The 17,283-nt window shown below is 69.3% G+C and carries 16 protein-coding genes; 8 read left to right on the forward strand and 8 right to left on the reverse strand.

The annotated features are described in order from the left end of the window. Window positions 1–99: 99 nt before the first annotated feature. Entirely contained in the window at window positions 100–588 is a 489-nt protein-coding gene (locus DTQ71_RS02975) for a peroxiredoxin (RefSeq protein ID WP_109562782.1), read from the reverse strand. Between the two features lie 76 nt (window positions 589–664). Between DTQ71_RS02975 and DTQ71_RS02980 the strand changes: the two genes are divergently transcribed. The 5 genes from DTQ71_RS02980 to DTQ71_RS03000 all read left to right on the forward strand — a co-directional run bounded on the left by DTQ71_RS02980 (window position 665) and on the right by DTQ71_RS03000 (window position 6,863). After that, entirely contained in the window at window positions 665–1,864 is a 1,200-nt protein-coding gene (locus DTQ71_RS02980; RefSeq protein WP_109562783.1) for an NAD(P)/FAD-dependent oxidoreductase, read from the forward strand. 10 nt (window positions 1,865–1,874) lie between these two features. After that, window positions 1,875–2,423: a 16S rRNA (guanine(966)-N(2))-methyltransferase RsmD gene (gene rsmD / locus DTQ71_RS02985; protein ID WP_109562784.1), complete on the forward strand. Its 549-nt coding sequence runs from the start codon at window positions 1,875–1,877 to the stop codon at window positions 2,421–2,423. 106 nt (window positions 2,424–2,529) lie between these two features. Next, entirely contained in the window at window positions 2,530–2,790 is a 261-nt protein-coding gene (locus DTQ71_RS02990; protein WP_109562785.1) for a hypothetical protein, read from the forward strand. 61 nt (window positions 2,791–2,851) lie between these two features. Next, entirely contained in the window at window positions 2,852–4,924 is a 2,073-nt protein-coding gene (gene recQ, locus DTQ71_RS02995; RefSeq protein WP_407066385.1) for a DNA helicase RecQ, read from the forward strand. 148 nt (window positions 4,925–5,072) lie between these two features. After that, entirely contained in the window at window positions 5,073–6,863 is a 1,791-nt protein-coding gene (locus tag DTQ71_RS03000) for a hypothetical protein (RefSeq protein ID WP_109562786.1), read from the forward strand. 49 nt (window positions 6,864–6,912) lie between these two features. On the opposite strand, the gene DTQ71_RS03005 is transcribed toward DTQ71_RS03000, so the two are convergent. Beyond that, window positions 6,913–7,215 (reverse strand): DUF3775 domain-containing protein, encoded by a 303-nt coding sequence (locus DTQ71_RS03005; RefSeq protein WP_109562787.1) that lies wholly within the window; start codon window positions 7,213–7,215, stop codon window positions 6,913–6,915. 103 nt (window positions 7,216–7,318) lie between these two features. On the opposite strand from DTQ71_RS03005, the gene yaaA reads away from it, so the two are divergent. Beyond that, window positions 7,319–8,083: a peroxide stress protein YaaA gene (gene yaaA / locus DTQ71_RS03010; RefSeq protein WP_109562788.1), complete on the forward strand. Its 765-nt coding sequence runs from the start codon at window positions 7,319–7,321 to the stop codon at window positions 8,081–8,083. Window positions 8,084–8,232: 149 nt separating this feature from the next. On the opposite strand, the gene dapE is transcribed toward yaaA, so the two are convergent. The 3 genes from dapE to DTQ71_RS03025 form a co-directional block, all read right to left on the reverse strand. Next, window positions 8,233–9,387, reverse strand: a complete 1,155-nt coding sequence (gene dapE / locus DTQ71_RS03015) for a succinyl-diaminopimelate desuccinylase (protein ID WP_109562789.1) — start codon at window positions 9,385–9,387, stop codon at window positions 8,233–8,235. Continuing rightward, entirely contained in the window at window positions 9,384–9,713 is a 330-nt protein-coding gene (locus DTQ71_RS03020; protein ID WP_109562790.1) for a hypothetical protein, read from the reverse strand. The genes dapE and DTQ71_RS03020 overlap by 4 nt, the downstream gene beginning before the upstream one ends. Window positions 9,714–10,409: 696 nt before the next feature. Then, window positions 10,410–10,658: a GlsB/YeaQ/YmgE family stress response membrane protein gene (locus DTQ71_RS03025; protein WP_109562791.1), complete on the reverse strand. Its 249-nt coding sequence runs from the start codon at window positions 10,656–10,658 to the stop codon at window positions 10,410–10,412. A 100-nt stretch (window positions 10,659–10,758) separates the two neighbouring features. On the opposite strand from DTQ71_RS03025, the gene DTQ71_RS03030 reads away from it, so the two are divergent. After that, entirely contained in the window at window positions 10,759–11,055 is a 297-nt protein-coding gene (locus DTQ71_RS03030) for a DUF6525 family protein (RefSeq protein WP_109562792.1), read from the forward strand. Window positions 11,056–11,148: 93 nt separating this feature from the next. On the opposite strand, the gene DTQ71_RS03035 is transcribed toward DTQ71_RS03030, so the two are convergent. From DTQ71_RS03035 to DTQ71_RS03045, 3 genes are all read right to left on the reverse strand, one after another. Next, window positions 11,149–12,453 (reverse strand): HlyD family type I secretion periplasmic adaptor subunit, encoded by a 1,305-nt coding sequence (locus DTQ71_RS03035; RefSeq protein ID WP_109563127.1) that lies wholly within the window; start codon window positions 12,451–12,453, stop codon window positions 11,149–11,151. Window positions 12,454–12,524: 71 nt separating this feature from the next. Further along, a complete protein-coding gene (locus DTQ71_RS03040; RefSeq protein ID WP_109562793.1) occupies window positions 12,525–14,270 on the reverse strand; it encodes a type I secretion system permease/ATPase in 1,746 nt (581 codons plus the stop codon). A gap of 200 nt (window positions 14,271–14,470) precedes the next feature. Beyond that, window positions 14,471–16,648, reverse strand: coding sequence for a transglycosylase domain-containing protein (locus DTQ71_RS03045; RefSeq protein ID WP_109562794.1), 2,178 nt, complete (start codon window positions 16,646–16,648; stop codon window positions 14,471–14,473). Between the two features lie 292 nt (window positions 16,649–16,940). On the opposite strand from DTQ71_RS03045, the gene DTQ71_RS03050 reads away from it, so the two are divergent. Next, entirely contained in the window at window positions 16,941–17,279 is a 339-nt protein-coding gene (locus DTQ71_RS03050; RefSeq protein ID WP_109562795.1) for a P-II family nitrogen regulator, read from the forward strand. The last annotated feature ends 4 nt before the right edge of the window (window positions 17,280–17,283 follow it).

Genomic DNA, 17,283 nt, shown 5'->3' on the forward strand with positions numbered 1-17,283 from the left:
CTGCCCCTTCTTCCCTGCATAAATATCCCGGGGGTCCGGGGGCTGGCCCCCGGTCCCGCCCGCACCGCCAGAGCGGCGATGCGGAGCGGAGGGCCGGCCTTACAGCGTCTTGAGCAGCGTCTCGGCGTCCGAGACCTCCATCACGCCCGGGCTCTCCTCGACGTTGAGCGCCTTGACCGTGCCGTCCTCGACCAGCATTCCGTAGCGCCGGGAGCGCCCGATCAGGCCGGCGGGCGGTGCGTCGAAATCGAGGCCCATGGCCTTGGTGAAGCTTCCGTCCGCATCGGCCAGCATATGAATGCCTGCCTCGGTGGCGCCGGTCGCCTCGCCCCAGGCCTTCAGGACGAAGGGGTCGTTGACCGAGATGCAAACGATCGCGTCCACGCCCTTCTCCGCAAGCTGGTCCTTGGCCTGGATATAGCTGGGCACATGCGCCGCCGAGCAGGTGGGCGTGAACGCCCCTGGCACGGCGAAGATGGCGACGGTCTTGCCGGCCGTCAGCTCCGACAGGCTGACGGTCTCGGGGCCCTCGCCGCCGATGCGGATGAGGTTGGCCTCGGGCAGCTTGTCGCCGGTGGAGATGGTCATGTCGCGTCCCTCGCGTTTGTATTGTCCTGGCGGAGTATTATAGCTGCCCGCGACAGACCGACCAGGGAGCACCGCCATGGATCACATCGCCGTCGTCGGCGCGGGACAAGCCGGCGCCAGCGCCGTGGAGACGCTGCGAAAGGAGGGCTTCGCGGGCCGGCTCACCCTCTGGGGCGACGAGCCGCATCTGCCTTATCAGCGTCCGCCGCTCTCGAAGGCGTATCTGCTGGGCGAGATGGAGCGGGAGCGGCTGTATCTGCGGCCCCGGACCTTCTACGACGAACATGGGGTGGAGCTGCATCTGGGCGAGCGGGTGACGGCGCTCGACCCGGCCGCGCGGACCCTGACCCATGGGGGCGGGACGGAAGGCTGGGACGCGGCGATCCTGGCCACCGGCTCCGCCGCGAACACCTTGCCGGAGCGCTGCACCGCGGGCCTGCCCGGCACCCGGGTGATCCGGACCTTGGCCGATATCGACGCGCTCGCCCCCGAGATGGTGCCGGGGCGGCGGCTGCTGGTGGTCGGCGGCGGCTATATCGGGCTGGAGGCGGCGGCGGTCGCGCGCAAGATGGGCCTGGAGGTCGTTCTGGTGGAGTTGAGCGCCCGCCTGCTGTCGCGCGTCGCCTGCGAGGAGACGGCCGCCTGGTTCCGCGCGCTGCACCGCGATCACGGCGTGGACCTGCGCGAGGGGGTCGGGCTCGACACGCTGCTGGGCGGGGGCCGGATCGAGGGCGCGCGGCTGACCGACGGGACCGAGATCGCCGTCGACCTGGTGCTGGCCGGGATCGGCGCCCATGCGGTCACCGACTTGGCCGAGGCGGCGGGGCTCACCTGCGCGAACGGCGTCGTGGTCGATGAGATGGGCCGGACCTCGGCGGCGGGTGTCTGGGCGGCGGGCGATTGCGCCGCCTTCCCGTGGAAGGGCGACCACGTCCGGCTCGAAAGCGTCCCGCACGCGATCGACCATGCCCAGGCCGTGGCCCGCAATGTGCTGGGGGCGGAGGCGCCCTATGTCGCCAAGCCCTGGTTCTGGTCGGACCAATATGAGGTCAAGCTCCAGATCGCGGGGCTCAATACCGGGTTCGACCGGGTGGTGGTGCGCGAGGATGCGGGGCGGTCGCACTGGTATTATGCGGGCGACCGCTTGCTGGCGGTGGACGCGATGAACGACCCGCGCGCCTATATGGTCGGCAAACGCCTGATCGAAGCCGGCCGGTCGCCCGATCCGGCGGCGGTGGCCGATGGCTCGGTCCCGGTCAAGAACCTGATGGCGTGAGGCCCAACGTATGAGGATCGTCGGAGGGCGTTGGCGCGGCCGCCGCCTGGCCTCGGTGGGCAAGGGCGACGCGGCCGCCCGGCTGCGCCCCACCACCGACCGGGTGCGGGAGGCGATCTTCAACCTGATCCAGAACGGCGGCTATGGCGCGGCTCTTGACGGGACGCGGGTGCTGGACGTCTTCGCGGGCACCGGCGCGCTGGGGCTGGAGGCGCTGAGCCGGGGCGCGGCGGAGGCCACCTTCATCGAGCAGGGGCGCGCCGCGCTGGCCTTGCTGCGGGAGAACGTGGCCCTGCTGGACGCGCCCGCGCGCATCCTGGCCCGCGATGCGCGCCGCCCCGGGCCGGGCACGCCCCACGACCTGATCCTGATGGATCCGCCCTATGGCCGGGGCCTGGGCGAGGCGGCGATGGCCGCTCTGCTGGCCCAGGGCTGGGTCGCGCCGGGGGCCCTGATCGTCTGGGAAGACGCCGCCGCTCCGGTCCTGCCCGAAGGCCTCGTCCAGCTCGACAGCCGAACCTATGGCGGGACGGTCGTGACATTGGCGGAGCGATCCTGATCAGCTTGCCAAAAAATTGCCTCAGTATTGCGGAAAAACGTCCACGTAGCGCGCCCGACTCGGACGCGCGGAAACCGAGATCAGGAAAAAGGAGGTCGTTCCGTCGATGTCGCAGCTCGAACCCGTGATCTGGCAAGTCTCCTCTCCACCCGCGCGGATCCCGGTCAGCGATCGGGAATTGCGCCAGGCCTACCGCGCCGCCGCGCAGCAGGCAGAGGGCGAGCGGGTGCGCGGCGCCCGTGAACGGCTGCACACGCTGGGGATCACCACGGCGGTCTGCTGTGGGCTGGTGCTGAACCTCTCGAACGTCACGACGGGCCTGGAGATCAGCATCGCCGCGTTGAAGGGCCTGAGCGGGCTTCTCTGACGGCGGCGCAAGGCGCCTCCGCGTCTTGCCTGCCGAATCGAGTTGTGGGACTCCTCGCCCCATGACCGACATGCTCGACCCGGCGGCTCCGCCCGACCCGCACGCCCTGTTGGGCGCCGTCTTCGGCTTCGACGCCTTCCGCCCCGGCCAGGCCGAGATCGTGGAGGCCGTGACCGCCGGACGCGACGTGTTGGCCATCATGCCGACGGGCGGGGGCAAGTCGCTCTGCTTCCAGCTGCCCGCGCTCTGCCGCGACGGCCTGACCGTCGTGATCTCTCCGCTCATCGCGCTGATGCGCGACCAGGTGCGGGCCCTGCGCGAAGCGGGGGTGGAGGCGGGCGCGCTGACCTCCGGCAATACCGAGGAAGAGACCGAGGACGTCTGGCAGGCGATCGAGGCCGGGCGTCTCAAGCTGCTCTATATCGCGCCGGAACGGCTGGCTTCCGGCGGAACGGAGCGGATGCTTAGGCGGGCGAACTGCACCCTGATCGCCGTGGACGAGGCCCATTGCGTCAGCCAATGGGGCCACGACTTCCGGCCCGATTACCTGCGCATCGGCGATCTGCGCCGCGCCCTCGGCGTGCCGCTCGCCGCTTTCACCGCCACCGCCGATGCCGAGACGCGCGAAGAGATGGTGCGCCGCCTCTTCGACGGGACGCCGCCGCAAACCTTCCTGCACGGCTTCGACCGCCCCAACCTGACCCTCGCCTTCGAGCCAAAGAACAAGCCCCGCGACCAGATCCTGAGCTTCGCCGAAGCCCGGCGCGGCCGGTCGGGAATCGTCTATTGCGGCACGCGCTCCAAGACCGAGGGTCTGGCCCAGGCCCTGCGCGAGGCGGGCCACGCCGCCTGTCATTACCATGCCGGGATGGAGGCGGAGGACCGCCGCCTGGTCGAGACCCGCTTCCAGCAGGAGGACGGGCTGATCGTCGTCGCCACGGTCGCTTTCGGCATGGGGATCGACAAGCCCGACATCCGCTGGGTGGCCCATGCCGACCTGCCCAAATCGGTCGAGAGCTACTACCAGGAGATCGGTCGTGCTGGCCGCGACGGCGCCCCCGCCGACACCATGACCCTGTTCGGCGCCGACGACATCCGCTTTCGCCGCCAGCAGATCGACGAGGGGCTCGCTCCGCCCGAGATGAAGGCCGCCGATCATGGCCGGCTCAACGCGCTCCTGGGGCTGGCCGAGGCGCAGGTCTGCCGCCGCGTGACGCTGCTGGCCTTCTTCGGAGAGACGGCCGAGCCCTGCGGCAATTGCGATCTCTGCGCCAATCCGCCCGACCTGTTCGACGGCACGACCGAGGTGCGCAAGGCGCTCTCGGCGATGCTGCGCACCGATGAGCGCTTCGGCATCGGCCATCTGATCGACATTCTCCGGGGGACCGAAACCGACAAGACCCGGCGCTTCGGCCATCACGATCTGCCGACCTGGGGCGTGGGCGCGGATCTGGCCAAACACCAATGGCAGGCGATCTTCCGCCAGATGATGGGGCTCGACCTTGTCCGCCCCGACCCGGAGCGCCACGGCGCCTTGCGCTTCATGGAGGCGGCGCGCCCCGTTCTGCGCGGCGAGGCCGAGGTCACGCTGCGCCGCGACACGATCAAGCGGGCCGAGCGCCGCCCCGCCGTCAAGCAACTGGTGGCGGAGGAGGACGCGCCGTTGCTCTCGGCGCTCAAGGCCAAGCGCCGGGCGCTGGCCGAGGCGCAGGGCGTGCCGGCCTATGTCGTCTTCAACGATCGCACCCTGATCGAGATGGCCGAGCGGCGCCCCGCCACGCTCGACGCGATGGCTGGAATTTCGGGCGTCGGCGCCACCAAGCTGGAGCGCTACGGCGCGACCTTCCTCGCCGTCATCACCGGGGAGACGCCCGACGACGTCCACCCCGCCCGCCGCAAGCTGGCCGGACGGCAGGAGGGGGCGGTCTACGACCGGCTGCTCTCGGTCCAGGCCGATCTCGCCCGGGGCGAGAGCGGGATGGACAAGCCGATGTCCTGCTCGTCCTCGCAACTGGCCAAGGTCGCCCGCGCCCCGGCGGAGCGCAGCGCCGTGGACCGCATCCTGGGCGACCGCCACGCGGAACGCTTCGGCGACGCTTTTCTGGAGGTCTTGCGGGCGAGGGAGGCGAGCTGAGGCGGCCCGCCCCCGGCCGTCCGAGCGGCGCGCGAGCTTCGTGCGCAACGGTCCGCGCATGAGCTGGCCCTGTTGACACGAGCCTCGGGTCTCCCGCAGAGGTTCCGAATGAGAGGGAGCAGTCCCGTGCCGGAACCGGAGCAGGCCGATGACCGACGATCTCATTGAACTCAACCGTCCGCCCCTGGTCCCGCGCACCCATCCCTTCTCCGATTTCGTGATCGCACAAGGCCCCCTGCGGTCGCGCCTGACCGAGATGGACGGCCTCCGCAAGATCGAGCTCGGCGCAGCGGACCTGCACCTGAGGGGGCGCATCCAAGCCATCGAGGACGGCCTCTTCATGGGGGTCGCGCCCATAGCGGGCGAGTTGCTCGTCGGCACCATGCCCTACAGCCGCAAAACGCCGCTCGGTGGGAAGATCCGCAACGGGTTGACGGGGCAATACGTGAACATGGCCCGTAAGGCGGGCGGCTCCCTCACGATCGGCGGCGACTGCTTCGGGATGGTGCCGCTGTTCCTGTGGCGGGGCGAGGCCGGGGCCCTCCTGTCGTCGCAGCTACACCTCATCGCCATCGCACTGAACGCGGCGGGCTTGCCGGTCCGGGTCGATCTGTCTTCGATGATCGGAGCGTGGTTCGTCGACAACTCGCTCGCAATCCAGCAATCGACCCGGGCGGCTTTGATCGAGGGGGCGGAAATGATCCGCGCCGACGAGGAAGTCGTCATTTCGAAGGACGGCCTGCACCTGCACGCATCCGAGCCCCAGACGCACGAGCCGGTGACAAGGGACGAGTACAAGGACCTGATCAAGGTCGGGGCGCAGGAGATTCGGGACAACCTCTCGGCGGTGGTGAACAGCGGCCGGCATACCGTCGCCACGCTGACCGGCGGCCGGGACAGCCGGATGATCTTCGCGGGCCTTGTCTCGCTGGGGCTGGAGCGCGAGGTGGCCTTCAGCACCCGGGACATTGACGACGGGGACATGCAGATCGCGACCGGCCTGGTCTCCCGCTACGGAGGCGCCTTCGAGGCACAGCGCGTGCCGTACAGCACGCTGCCAGTCGATCCGCGCCGGTCCTTCGACCGCCATCGCAGCACCTTTTTCGGCGCCTATCACGACTACAAGGGCGTGGGTGGCGCCGCCGTGGACGACAAGCACACGATCGCGCTGATCGGCGGCTGCGGCGAGGTCTATCGCGGCTTCCTAAGCCGGCGCTACGACGCCGATCTTGTGGCCAGGCCTTTCTCCCGGGAGAACTTCGAGGCCCTCGTCGCGGGCCACGCCAGCTGGAAGAAATTCTTTCCAGAGGAGGCCGGCGATCTCTGGCGCGAAGCGCTGTTCGAGACGATGGCGGGCCTGCCGGGCGAAACGCTGGCCGACCGTCTGGAAGAGCATTACTTTCATTTTCGCAACCGGCTGCATTTCGGCGCATCCTCGACTGCGGCGCATCCCGGCCGCCTTCCGGTAAATCCGCTTATGTCCCCGACTCTCAAGACGCTGGCCGCCCGGGTGCCCGCGTCCGTCCGCGCGAGCGGTGCCATCGTCTTCGACGTCACGCGAGAGCTGGACGAGACGGTGGCCTACCTGCCCTATGCCAAGAGCGGACCCGAGGCCTTCTCTGCGCACGGCTTCCATACGCCGAGCCGCTACGATGGCGCGCCGCCTTCCCTGGAGCCGGATCTCGATCTTTGGCAGGCGGCCGCCCGGAAGCGGAGCGGTTTGCGGCTGAACAAACCGCCCTACCGCTCCCGCGAGGCCTATAACGCGGCGATGACGGCGGCGTTGTTCGAGCGGCTGGCCGACGACGCGCGTGTTGGGCCCTTCGTCACGCCCAAGCTGCAAAGACGCTTCTCGTGGCTGCAACGCGACAAGAAGAAGTTCCGCACGGTCTGGCTGTCCCGCCTAGCGTCGGCGCATGACGTTCTGAGCTACAACTAGCCTCCGGTCGGCCCGGACCGTGCCCGGTCGCACTCGCCGGTGGAGGCGCCTACTCGTCCACCGTCTCGACCCCTAGCGCCTCCAGCCCGGCTTCCAGATGGTCCGGGAAGTGCGGCGTGCCGATAAGATAGTCCGCGGTCGGCGTCGTCGCCTCCGCTTCGGCGGTCGCGCGGGCCTCGTCGAGCTCGTCGGGACCAAAGCTCTCGCGCCCGATCCAGAGCACGGCGATCAGGTCGATCGCCTCCTCGGTATCGAGCCCCTCGATCAGGCCCCGCAACTCGCCTTCGGCGCGTCCCAATTCGTGACCGTAGAGGATTACCTGTTCGACCTTGGTTCGTGAAATGCGCAGCATGACCGGCCCTCCTGGCGCCTTCCTGAGGGGATGACTAGGCCTCCGCCATGACCTGCATCAAGTGCGGCTTGCACCCGGCGCGCGGGCTCCTAAAACCATTGCCATGCTGACCGTCATCTCGCCCGCCAAATCCCTCGATCTCGCTCCGGTGTCCGACCCGGCCACCGCCCCCCGGTTCCAGGAGGAGACCGCGACGCTGGTCACCCGCGCCCGGCGCCTGACGCTGAAGGACATGCGCGCGCTGATGTCGATCTCGGAGGACCTGGCCCGGCTCAATCGCGACCGCTACCGCGACTGGGACGACGCCGCCGAAAAACCCGCGATCCGCATGTTCGCGGGGGACACCTATACCGGCCTCGATGCGGCGACCCTGTCCGAGGACGCGCTGCGCCACGCCCAAGACACGCTCCGCATTCTCTCGGGGCTCTACGGCCTTCTGCGCCCGCTCGACGCGATCAAGCCCTACCGGCTGGAGATGGGCAGCCGCCTGAACACCCGGCGCGGCAAGGATCTCTACGCCTTCTGGGGACCGCGCCTCGCCGAGGCGCTCAACGCCGACGCAGAGGCGGTTGGCACCGACCTGCTGCTCAATTGCGCGAGCCAGGAATATTTCGGCGCCGTGGATCGCAAGGCGCTGAAGCTGCGCGTGATCACGCCGACCTTCCTCGAAGACAAGCCCGGCGGGCCCAAGATCGTCAGCTTCGCCGCCAAGCGCGCCCGGGGCGCCATGGCCCGCTTCGTGGCCGAGCACCGCCTGACGGCCCCCACCGATCTGCGCGACTTCCGCACCGGCGGCTACGAATGGCAGGAGAGCCCCGAGGACGCCCCTGTCTTCCTCCGCCGCGCCGAGACGGACCGCGCGGCCTGACGCGTCTCGCGGCATCCCAGGCCAGGAACGAAGCGCCTCAGCCCCCCTTCTTCCCTGCATAAATATCCCCGCCGGAGGCACCCGCCCTCGGCCCGATGCGCCGCCCGTCCGGACGACGCACCACCTCGGCCGCAGGCGAAAATTCTTAATTAAGAATTTTCTTCAGCGGCGAACCAGCCGCGCAGGATCCGGGCGTAGATCGCCTTGAGCTGTCCGATCTGCTCCACGCGCACGCGCTCGTCCACCGCGTGCATCCGGTGGCCGACAAGGCCGAACTCAACCACCGGGCAATGGCTTTTGACGAAGCGGGCGTCCGAGGTCCCGCCCGAGGTCGACAGCACCGGTCTGCGCCCGGTCTCCGCCGCGACGGCCTCCGCGACGAGCTCCGATAGGGGGCCGGGCGGGGTGAGGAAGCTCTCGCCGGAGATTTTGACCTCCATGCCGATCTCGATCCCCGTCGCCTCGGAGACCCGCGCCGCCTCCCGTCGGAGCCAGGCGGTCAGCGTGGCGCCGCTATGGCTGTCGTTGAAGCGGATGTTGACGGTGGCGCGGGCCTCGGCCGGGATCACGTTGGTGGCTTGGTTGCCGGTGTCCATGGTGACGACGGCGAGGGTGGAGGGATCGAAATGGGCGGTGCCCCGGTCAAGCTCCGTCTCGGCGAGATCGGCCATCAGCCGGGCCATGGCGGGCAACGGGTTCTTAGCGCGATGCGGATAGGCCGCATGGCCCTGCTGGCCCCGGAAGGTGAACCAGGCGTTCATAGAACCACGCCGCCCGATCTTCATCATGTCGCCCATCTCTTCGGGGCAGGTCGGCTCGCCCACGAGGCAGACATCCATCCGCTCGCCCTCGGCATCCATCCAGTCGAGCAGCGCGCGAGTGCCGTCGCGGGACGGCCCCTCCTCGTCGCCGGTGATGGCCAGGATGACGGCGCCGTCGGGCGGGGTCTCGATCACGAAATCCACGGCGGCGGCGGCGAAGGCAGCCACGCCCGACTTCATGTCGGTGGCGCCGCGGCCATAGAGCCAGCCCTCGGCGATCTCCCCACCGAACGGATCGTGGGTCCAGGCAGCGGCGTCGCCCACCGGGACCACATCCGTATGGCCGTTGAAGCCGAAACTGGGCGCGCCCTTCCGCCCCCAGCGGGCAAAGAGATTGGGCACGCCGCCCCGGTCCACCCGCGTGCAGGAGAACCCCGCCGCCGACAGCATCTCCTCCAGCAGGACCAGCGCGCCGCCTTCCTCGGGCGTGACCGAGGGGCAGCGGACGAGGTTCTGGGTCAGGGCGACGGGATCGGTGGTCATTCGTCCTCCCGGAAGATGGTGGTCTGGGCGACGATGACGGAGTTCTCGGCCAGGGCGCGATCCATCAGCGCGCGCTCGTCGGCGTCGATGTCGTGGCCCTCGGCCTCGCGCTCCTCCAGGGTGCCGTAGCCGGTCACCTCCAGCACGTTCATGTCGGCCGTCTTCAGCACGGCCACGGTTTCGCGCACGGCTTCCTCTTCGTCGACACCGGAGGCGTAGCACATCAGCGCGGCGCCCGAGGCGCCCTCGGGCAGGCCGTCGCCGGACTTGCGGCCGATTTCGACGAGCAGGGTGAAGACGTGGTGGGGGCGCTTCGGCTTTGACATGGGGCCGGGTGTGGGTGCCGGGGCGCCGTCTGTCAACCGGGGCCGGGCGGGGCCGGAGACCGTCCGCGGGCCCCCGTGCCGCGCTGGGGCTCGCATCCCAGGCAATTTGTTGGGGGCCATTTGCTGAGTGCGAGTGCGCCGGGGCTGGCGCGCGAGGTCTGGCTCAGCGACCGGCGATGGGCGGCGGGCGCCGCATCCGTCGGAGAACCGGTCCGGGGCACGACGGGTGGAGGACCGTCCCGTGATCCCCTGGACGGTGCATGTGCTTCGGTCGGGGGCGGCTCGCGGATTGCGTGGCCGCTTATGACCCGCCCAGGACGATCTCCGCCCGCTGGCGCCAATGGTCCCGGTGCGGCATCTGGGAGGGCTGTCCGAAGCGGTCCGCGAGGTCGCCCCCGCCGAGGCAGCCGCCCTCGTCTGCCGTTCCGTGACTGTCCAGCGCTCGGCCACTGGGGCAAAGCAGGGAGGCGGGCGGGCGGCGAAGACCCACCCGATTGCGGACGGGGCGGGACGCCTGTTCGTCCTCACGCCCGGCCAGTTCGGGGACAGTTGCGCGGCATGGCCTCTGATGTCGGCGCTGCCGTCCAGGCGGGGTCTGCTGGGGGATGCCGTCTCCGATGCCGAGCGGTCGCGCCGCATCGCCAACGCTCGGGACACGGTGGCTGCGTTTGCAGTCGGAGCCTGGCGCGTCCGCGCTCAGTTGCGCACCGCCCGCACGACGAAGATCAGGATGCAGGCGCCGATGATGCCCACGACCATCTGTGCCAGCCACGTCCCCGTGGCGAAGATGCCCACCCAACGCAACAGCGCGTTGGCGACGAAAGCGCCGACGATGCCCAGGATGATGTTGAGGAAGAGGCCGGTATCGGCCTTCATGATCATGCTCGCGATCCATCCCGCAAGGCCGCCGACGATGAGGGAGGCGAAAAACCCGAGTCCGGCCATGGCGTCACTCCTGTTATGCGTGCGACAGAAACGCGCGCTGCTGCGGCGCGGTTCCGGTCCCGGCCTCGACAGAACACCGGATGCGCCCCATTTTCCAGTCATGCAGGGAAACCAGCGCACCAGGCTCGGTCTGTCGAAGGCGCAGCGGGACAACATGGCCGCGTATGACGCGCTGCCTGAACCGCTGCGCGTCTGGCTTGCGCAGGCGCGGCTGCCCTGGTCCCCGGCCTCGGCCAAGCGGGCCTGGCGCAAGGCGCTCTGGCGGAATTTCGGGCGCACTAAGGCCGCGCTGGCCGAGATGGACCGGCTGGAGGAAGAGCGCCTCGCCCAGGACGCGCTGACGCAGCAGCGGGCGGCGGAGGGGCTTAGGCCGCCGGTGGATCGTTCGGGACGGTAGAGCTGGGGCTCTGCCCCAGACCCCGGAGTATTTCCGGCCAGAAGAAAGAGGGGCCTGGTTGGGGTGCCGGTTTGGGGCGCCCCCGTGGGCCGGTCACTCCCGGAAGGCGCGGTTGAAATAGTCGGTCAGCGGCTTGACGAGATAGGCCAGCGGGGTCCGGTCCTGGGTGCGGATATAGGCTTCGACCGGCATGCCGGGCAGCAGGACCAGTGACTCGTCCAGGCGGTCGAGTTCACCGTCGTTGGGCAGCACCTCGGCCTGGTAATAGGGCGCGCCGGTGACTTCGTCTGTGAAGGAGTCGGGCGAGACCCGGACGATGGAGCCGAAGAGTTCGGGCGTCGTCTTCATGTCGAAGCTGGACAGGCGCAGGGTCACGTCCTGGCCCGGATAGACCTGATCGATATGGATCGGGTCGACCTGGGTCTGGATCACCAGCGGCCGGTCCTGGGGCACGAGATAGAGCACCGGCTCGGCCGGGCGGATCACGGAGCGGGGCGTGAAGACCGTGAGGCCATAGACCACGCCCGAGACCGGCGCCTTGATCTCCATCCGGCTCAGCCGCTCCTGGACGGAGCGGTATTGCTCGGCCAGCTCGGTCTCGCGGAATTGCAGGTCGCGCAGGAGGCTGATCGCCTCCTCGCGCAGGCGGTTCTCCAGCTTGAGCACCTCAAGGTCGATCTCCGTGGCCCGGCCTTCCAGCTCGGCCACCGCCGCCTCGAACTCGCCGACCTGACCCAAGAGGCGGGCTTCCTCGCGGCGGAGCGCCAGAACCCGGGGCGCTTGGGCCAGCCCGCGATCGAGCAGGCTCTGCTGGGCGTCGAGCTCTTCGCGCAGGAACTCGAGCTGGAGCGCGAGCGCCTCGGACTGCGCGGCGATGCCGTCGACCTGGTTGCCGATCTGCGCTTTGCGGCGGATCAATTGCTCCGTTTCGCGCTCGAACAGCTCGCGCCGTGCCGCAAACAGCCGCTCCTGTCCCGAGACCATGTCCGCGACTTCGGGATCGGTCTGGGTGGCCGCGGCCAGGTCGTCGGGAAAGGTCAGCGTGTCCAGCCCGTCGCGTTCCGCTTCCAGCCGGGCGGAGCGGGCGGCCAGCTCGAAGAGCTGGTTGCGCAGGATCTGCGCCTCCGAGTTCTGGAGCGTGCGGTCCAGGGTCAGCAGGGTCTGCCCGGCTTCGACCACGTCCCCCTCGCGCACCGAGATCTCGGCCACCACCCCGCCATCGGGATGCTGCACGACCTGCCGGTTGCTCTCGACGGCGATCTGGCCCGACGAGATGATCGCGCCCGAGATATTCGCCGTCACCGCCCAATAGCCGAACCCCCCGAGCAGCACGGCGAGACCCAGGATGCCGATGATGAGCTGCCGCCGCGCGGTCCAGGTCGCGGCGGCCTGTTGCACGGCGGGGACGGGCTTGTTCGCCTGGTTGGCGGGAAGCTTGGCGGTGTCCGCTTTGACGGGGAGCTGCTTGTTCACGACACGCCTCCGGGTTGGGGGGATCGGGTGATCTCCGCATGGTTCTTGACCATCTTCTGCAGCACCTCCTCGCGGGGGCCGAAGGCGGTGCGTACGCCCTGGTCGAGCATCAGGAGCAGCTCGCATTCCTGGATCGCGGCGGGACGGTGGGCGATGATGATGACGGACTTGCCCTCTTCCTTCATGCCGCGGATCGCCTTGTTGAGCGCGACCGTCCCCTGGTTGTCGAGGTTCGAGTTCGGCTCGTCCAGGACAAGGATCACCGGGTCGCCATACATCGCGCGCGCCAGGCCGATGCGCTGGATCTGCCCGCCCGAGAGGCGCCCGCCCACGGCTGAGACCGGCGTGTCGTAGCCCGCGGGCTGCTCCAGGATCATCTCATGGGCGGCGGCCTTCTTGGCGGCCTCGACGATGCGCTCGGGGTCGGGGTCGGGGGCGAGGCGGGCGATGTTCTCGGCGATGGTGCCGTCGAACAGGCTGACCGTCTGCGGCAGGTAGCCGATATAGCCGCCCAGCACGTCCGGGTCGTATTGGTCCAGCGTCGCGTTATCGAGGCGCATCTTGCCGCCGGCCGGTTGCCAGACACCGCAGATCGCCTTGGCCAGCGAGGTCTTGCCCGCGCCCGACGGCCCGATCACGCCCATCGCTTGTCCGGGCTTGAGCGTGAACGACACGGCGCGGAGCGAGGCCTGTTGCGCGCCCGGCGGCACCACGGTCACGTTCTCGGCCACCAGCAGGGCCTGGGGGCGAGGCAGGGGCGTGCGCGGGGTCTCGGGGGCGACGGTCTCCAGCAGTTCCAGAACGGCCTGGCGGCCCTTGCGGGCGGCGCCGACCAACTGCCACTGGCCGATCACCATCTCGATCGGCGCCAGCGCCCGGCCCAGCAGGATCGAGCCGGCGATCATCGCGCCGGCCGTCATCTCGTTCTGGAGCACGAGATAGGCGCCGAGGCCCAGCATCGCGGATTGCAGGAACAGGCGCAGCGTCTTGGTCGTGACGGTGAAGAGGCCGGAGCGGTCCGAATGGGCCATCGCCTGCTTGAGCGACTTGCCCCGCGCGGCCATCCAGCGCTCATAGGCCGCACCGCGCATGCCCAGCGACTGGACCAGCTCCGCCTCGGAGGCGAGCTGCTGCGCGGTCAGTTCGGCCCGGGCGGTGGCCTGGTTGGCCTCGGCCATGGGGCCGGAGGTGGTCCACTGGTTGAGGATCGCGATGCAGATCAGCAGCACGCCGCCCGCCACCGCCAGCCATCCTAGCCAGGGATGGAAGATGAAGATCGCCGCCACGAAAAGCGGCGTCCAAGGGATGTCGAACAGCGCCAGGAAGACCGGCGAGGCCAGCAGCCGCTGCACCGCCTCCACGTCGCGGAGCGGATTGCGCGTGCCCGCGCCCCCGGGCACCACCGCCGCGCGCCGCAGATGCGCCTGGAAGACGCGGCCATCGAGCGCCGACTGGAACCGCGCGCCGACCCGCGCCATGACCCGGCCGCGCGCGTGGTCCAGAATGCCCATCATCAGGAACAGGAAGGTCACCAGCACCGAGAGCGCCAGCAGCGTCTCTTCGGACCGGGAGCCGAGGACGCGGTCGTAGACCTGAAGCATATAGAGCGGCCCGGTCAGCATCAGCGCGTTCACCACCATCGAGAACACGAAGACCATCACCAGGAGCGATGTGGACTTGCGCCGGATCTCGGTCAGTTCCGGTTGGCCGAGATCCGGCCTCACTGTTTGCGGTCGTCTCATTGCCGTCCCTCATCCTCGATGGCGCGCGAGTCTGTCCGCGCGGAGGCCGCGCCAGTCTTTCCGATCTCGGGCCCGGTTGCCAGTGCGGTTGCGACGGTCGCCCCGTCGCATCCATCGGTTGGTCGGCGCGCGGGCAAATTTGGTTAATGGAATTGGCGACGCAATTGCCGAATAATCGAAACCTAGCCGGTCCGGGTTGCTCAATTCCTTCCGAAGACGGTGCCCAGCACGTCCCTCAGGATGCGCTCCGCCAGATCCGGCTCGCGCTCGGGCTGCGGCTGGGGGGCGGGGCGCGGGCTCTGTGCCTGGGGCGCGGGGCGGGCGGTGCGCGCCGGGTCGATCATCGGCAGCGGCGTGACCGGCGTGCCCGCATGGACCCGCTCCATTGTCTCGTGCCAGATCTCGGCGGGCAGGCCGCCGCCGGTGACACCCGTCAGCGGCGTGTTGTCGTCATAGCCCATCCAGACGCCGGCGACGTAATCGCCGGTGAAGCCCACGAACCACGCGTCCCGCGCCGCCTGGGTCGTCCCGGTCTTGCCCGCGGCCGGGCGGCCGTCCAGCTTGGCGCGGGTGCCGGTGCCTTCCTCGACGACACGGGACATCATGTAGACGAGCTGGCGCGCGGCATCGGTCTGGATCACCCGTTCGCCCAGCCCGCTGTCATGGTCGAGCAAGGGGGTGGTGTCGCCCCGCAGCGTCAGCGACTTCAGGCCATAGGGCGTGACCGAGGTCCCGCCGTTCAAGATGCCCGCATAGGCGCCGGTCATCTCCAAGAGCGTCGCCTCGCTGACGCCGAGCGCCAGGGCGGGGCCGTCCGCCATTTCGCGGTCGAGGCCGAAATCGGCGGCGACCTTGCGGACGATGTCGCGGCCGACATTCTCCGACAGGCGCACGGCGGCGGTGTTGAGGGACCGCGCCAGCGCCTCGGTCAGCGTGACCTCGCCATAGAATTCGCGGGAGTAATTCTCGGGCGAATAGGTGCCCGATCCCGGGACCTGGATCGAGAGCGGGCCGTCATAGACGGTCGAATCGTAGGTCCAGCCCAGATCGAGCGCGGCGGCATAGACGAAGGGCTTGAAGGCCGAGCCGGTCTGCCGGATCGCCTGGGTGGCGCGGTTGAACTGGCCCGCCCCGCGGGTGTTGCGCCCGCCGACCATCGCGCGGACGGCGCCGTCCGCGCTCATCACGACGATAGCGGCCTGGGCTTCGGAGCCTTCGCGGACCTTGGTCTCGAACACATATTCCAGCGCTTCTTCGGCGGCGCGCTGGATGTCCTTGTCGAGGGTCGTCCGCATGAGGACGTCCTCGGTCGTGTCCTGGGTCAGGAAGTCGGGCCCGGTCTGCATCACCCAATCGGCGAAATAGCCGCCCGTGTCCTGCCGTGCGGCGGGCGAGAGCGTGGCGGGGTTGGCCAGTGCCTGCTGGTATTCGGCGCTGCTGAGATAGCCCTGCTCGTGCATCAGCCCGAGGACCAGCGCGCCCCGCTCCTGCGCGCGTTCCAGGTTGGCAGTGGGGGCGAAATAGCTGGGCGCGGGCAGCAGGCCCGAGAGCATGGCGGATTGCTGCGGGTTCAGCCGCGCCACCGAGGTGCCGAAATAGCGCTGCGCGGCGGCGGCGAAGCCGCGCGCGCCCGCGCCGAGATAGGCGCGGTTGAGATAGATCGCGAGGATCTCGTCCTTGGTGAACTTGAGCTCCAGCGCGAGCGCGTAGGGGATCTCCTTGACCTTGCGCCAGACCGTGCCGCGGCGGCAATCGGCCTCGAACTCCGCCTCGGTCATGCCGAGGCTCGGATCCCAGTCGGTGCCGAGGCAGAGCAGCTTGGCGACCTGCTGTGTGATCGTGGAGCCGCCCGAGCCCGAGAACGGCCCCCGTCCGGCCTGGATATTGGTGCGCATCGCGCCGGCGATGCCGCGGGGGCTGATGCCGAGATGGCGGTAGAATCGCTTGTCCTCGCTGGCGACGACGGCGTTCTTGAGATGCTCCGACACGCCTTCGGTCGTGACCAGCCCGCCGAAATTGTCGCCGCGCCAGGCGAAGACCTCGCCCGAGCGGTCGGCCATGGTGACCGAGCCGCGGGCGCGGCCATCGGCGAGCGAGGCCATGTCGGGGATGCGCGCGTAATTATAGGCGACGGCACCGGCCACGATCAGCGCGACGATCACCGCGCCGCGCCAAGCCAGCGCCCAGATGAGGCGCAACAGCACCCGAAAGGGCCAGAGCACCCAGCCCAGCAGGCCGCGGCGCGGGCGCGCGGGCTTGGCCGCCGCCGTTTTGGCGCGTGTCTTTCGGCCCCGGGGTTCCGCCAGCGGGGCGCGGCGCTTCTCGGCCACGAGGCGGCCCTTGCCCCTGCGCGTTCCGGAAGAAGGTGTCTTGGCCATCTGCTCGTCCCTCTCGCTGGGGCCGCCCGCTTTGCGCAGGTCTCGTGCGTTCACGATAAGATAGGCGCGCGCGAGTCGGATGTGGAGCGCATCCGAGCCGAAACCTTCGCGATTGCAGCATATAGGCACTGCCTATTTTTTGTGCAATGCCTCCGAATTGTGCAAGAATTATGCGAAACCGCCTGTTTGGCCGTCTGACTTGCCCGGTGGGAACGTTGCGCAGGCCCCCCCTCCTCCGTGATGTCGCCTCCATCCGGGCCCCCGCGAGGGGGGCGCAGAGAAGGGGAAGCGCGTGAAACTCATCATCGCAGCGATCAAGCCGTTCAAGCTCGAGGAGGTGCGCGAGGCGCTCACCGCCCTGGGTGTGCGCGGCATGATGGTCACCGAGATCAAGGGCTTCGGCAGCCAGTCGGGCCATACCGAAATCTATCGCGGCGCCGAATACGCCGTGAACTTCGTTCCGAAGGTCAAGCTGGAGATCGTGGTTCCGGCCGCGATGGCGGACCAAGTCGTCGAGACGATCTCGAAGACGGCGAAGACCGACAAGATCGGCGACGGCAAGATCTTCGTCCTCGACGTGCAGCAGGCCGTGCGGGTGCGCACCGGTGAGCTGAACGAAGACGCCATCTAACGAA

The organism is Jannaschia seohaensis, assembly GCF_900116765.1.
Lineage (GTDB): Bacteria > Pseudomonadota > Alphaproteobacteria > Rhodobacterales > Rhodobacteraceae > Jannaschia > Jannaschia seohaensis.

What these genes read in the sequence shown, in the direction of transcription:
- DTQ71_RS03005 (WP_109562787.1), bottom strand. Translation starts at nt 7,215, where the DNA reads ATGCTGCGCATTTCACGAACCAAGGTCGAACAGGTAATCCTCTACGGT.
- recQ (WP_407066385.1), top strand. Translation starts at nt 2,852, where the DNA reads ATGACCGACATGCTCGACCCGGCGGCTCCGCCCGACCCGCACGCCCTG.
- DTQ71_RS02980 (WP_109562783.1), top strand. Translation starts at nt 665, where the DNA reads ATGGATCACATCGCCGTCGTCGGCGCGGGACAAGCCGGCGCCAGCGCC.
- DTQ71_RS03000 (WP_109562786.1), top strand. Translation starts at nt 5,073, where the DNA reads ATGACCGACGATCTCATTGAACTCAACCGTCCGCCCCTGGTCCCGCGC.
- DTQ71_RS02990 (WP_109562785.1), top strand. Translation starts at nt 2,530, where the DNA reads ATGTCGCAGCTCGAACCCGTGATCTGGCAAGTCTCCTCTCCACCCGCG.
- yaaA (WP_109562788.1), top strand. Translation starts at nt 7,319, where the DNA reads ATGCTGACCGTCATCTCGCCCGCCAAATCCCTCGATCTCGCTCCGGTG.
- rsmD (WP_109562784.1), top strand. Translation starts at nt 1,875, where the DNA reads ATGAGGATCGTCGGAGGGCGTTGGCGCGGCCGCCGCCTGGCCTCGGTG.
- dapE (WP_109562789.1), bottom strand. Translation starts at nt 9,387, where the DNA reads ATGACCACCGATCCCGTCGCCCTGACCCAGAACCTCGTCCGCTGCCCC.
- DTQ71_RS02975 (WP_109562782.1), bottom strand. Translation starts at nt 588, where the DNA reads ATGACCATCTCCACCGGCGACAAGCTGCCCGAGGCCAACCTCATCCGC.
- DTQ71_RS03020 (WP_109562790.1), bottom strand. Translation starts at nt 9,713, where the DNA reads ATGTCAAAGCCGAAGCGCCCCCACCACGTCTTCACCCTGCTCGTCGAA.
- DTQ71_RS03040 (WP_109562793.1), bottom strand. Translation starts at nt 14,270, where the DNA reads ATGAGACGACCGCAAACAGTGAGGCCGGATCTCGGCCAACCGGAACTG.
- DTQ71_RS03045 (WP_109562794.1), bottom strand. Translation starts at nt 16,648, where the DNA reads ATGGCCAAGACACCTTCTTCCGGAACGCGCAGGGGCAAGGGCCGCCTC.
- DTQ71_RS03030 (WP_109562792.1), top strand. Translation starts at nt 10,759, where the DNA reads ATGCAGGGAAACCAGCGCACCAGGCTCGGTCTGTCGAAGGCGCAGCGG.
- DTQ71_RS03025 (WP_109562791.1), bottom strand. Translation starts at nt 10,658, where the DNA reads ATGGCCGGACTCGGGTTTTTCGCCTCCCTCATCGTCGGCGGCCTTGCG.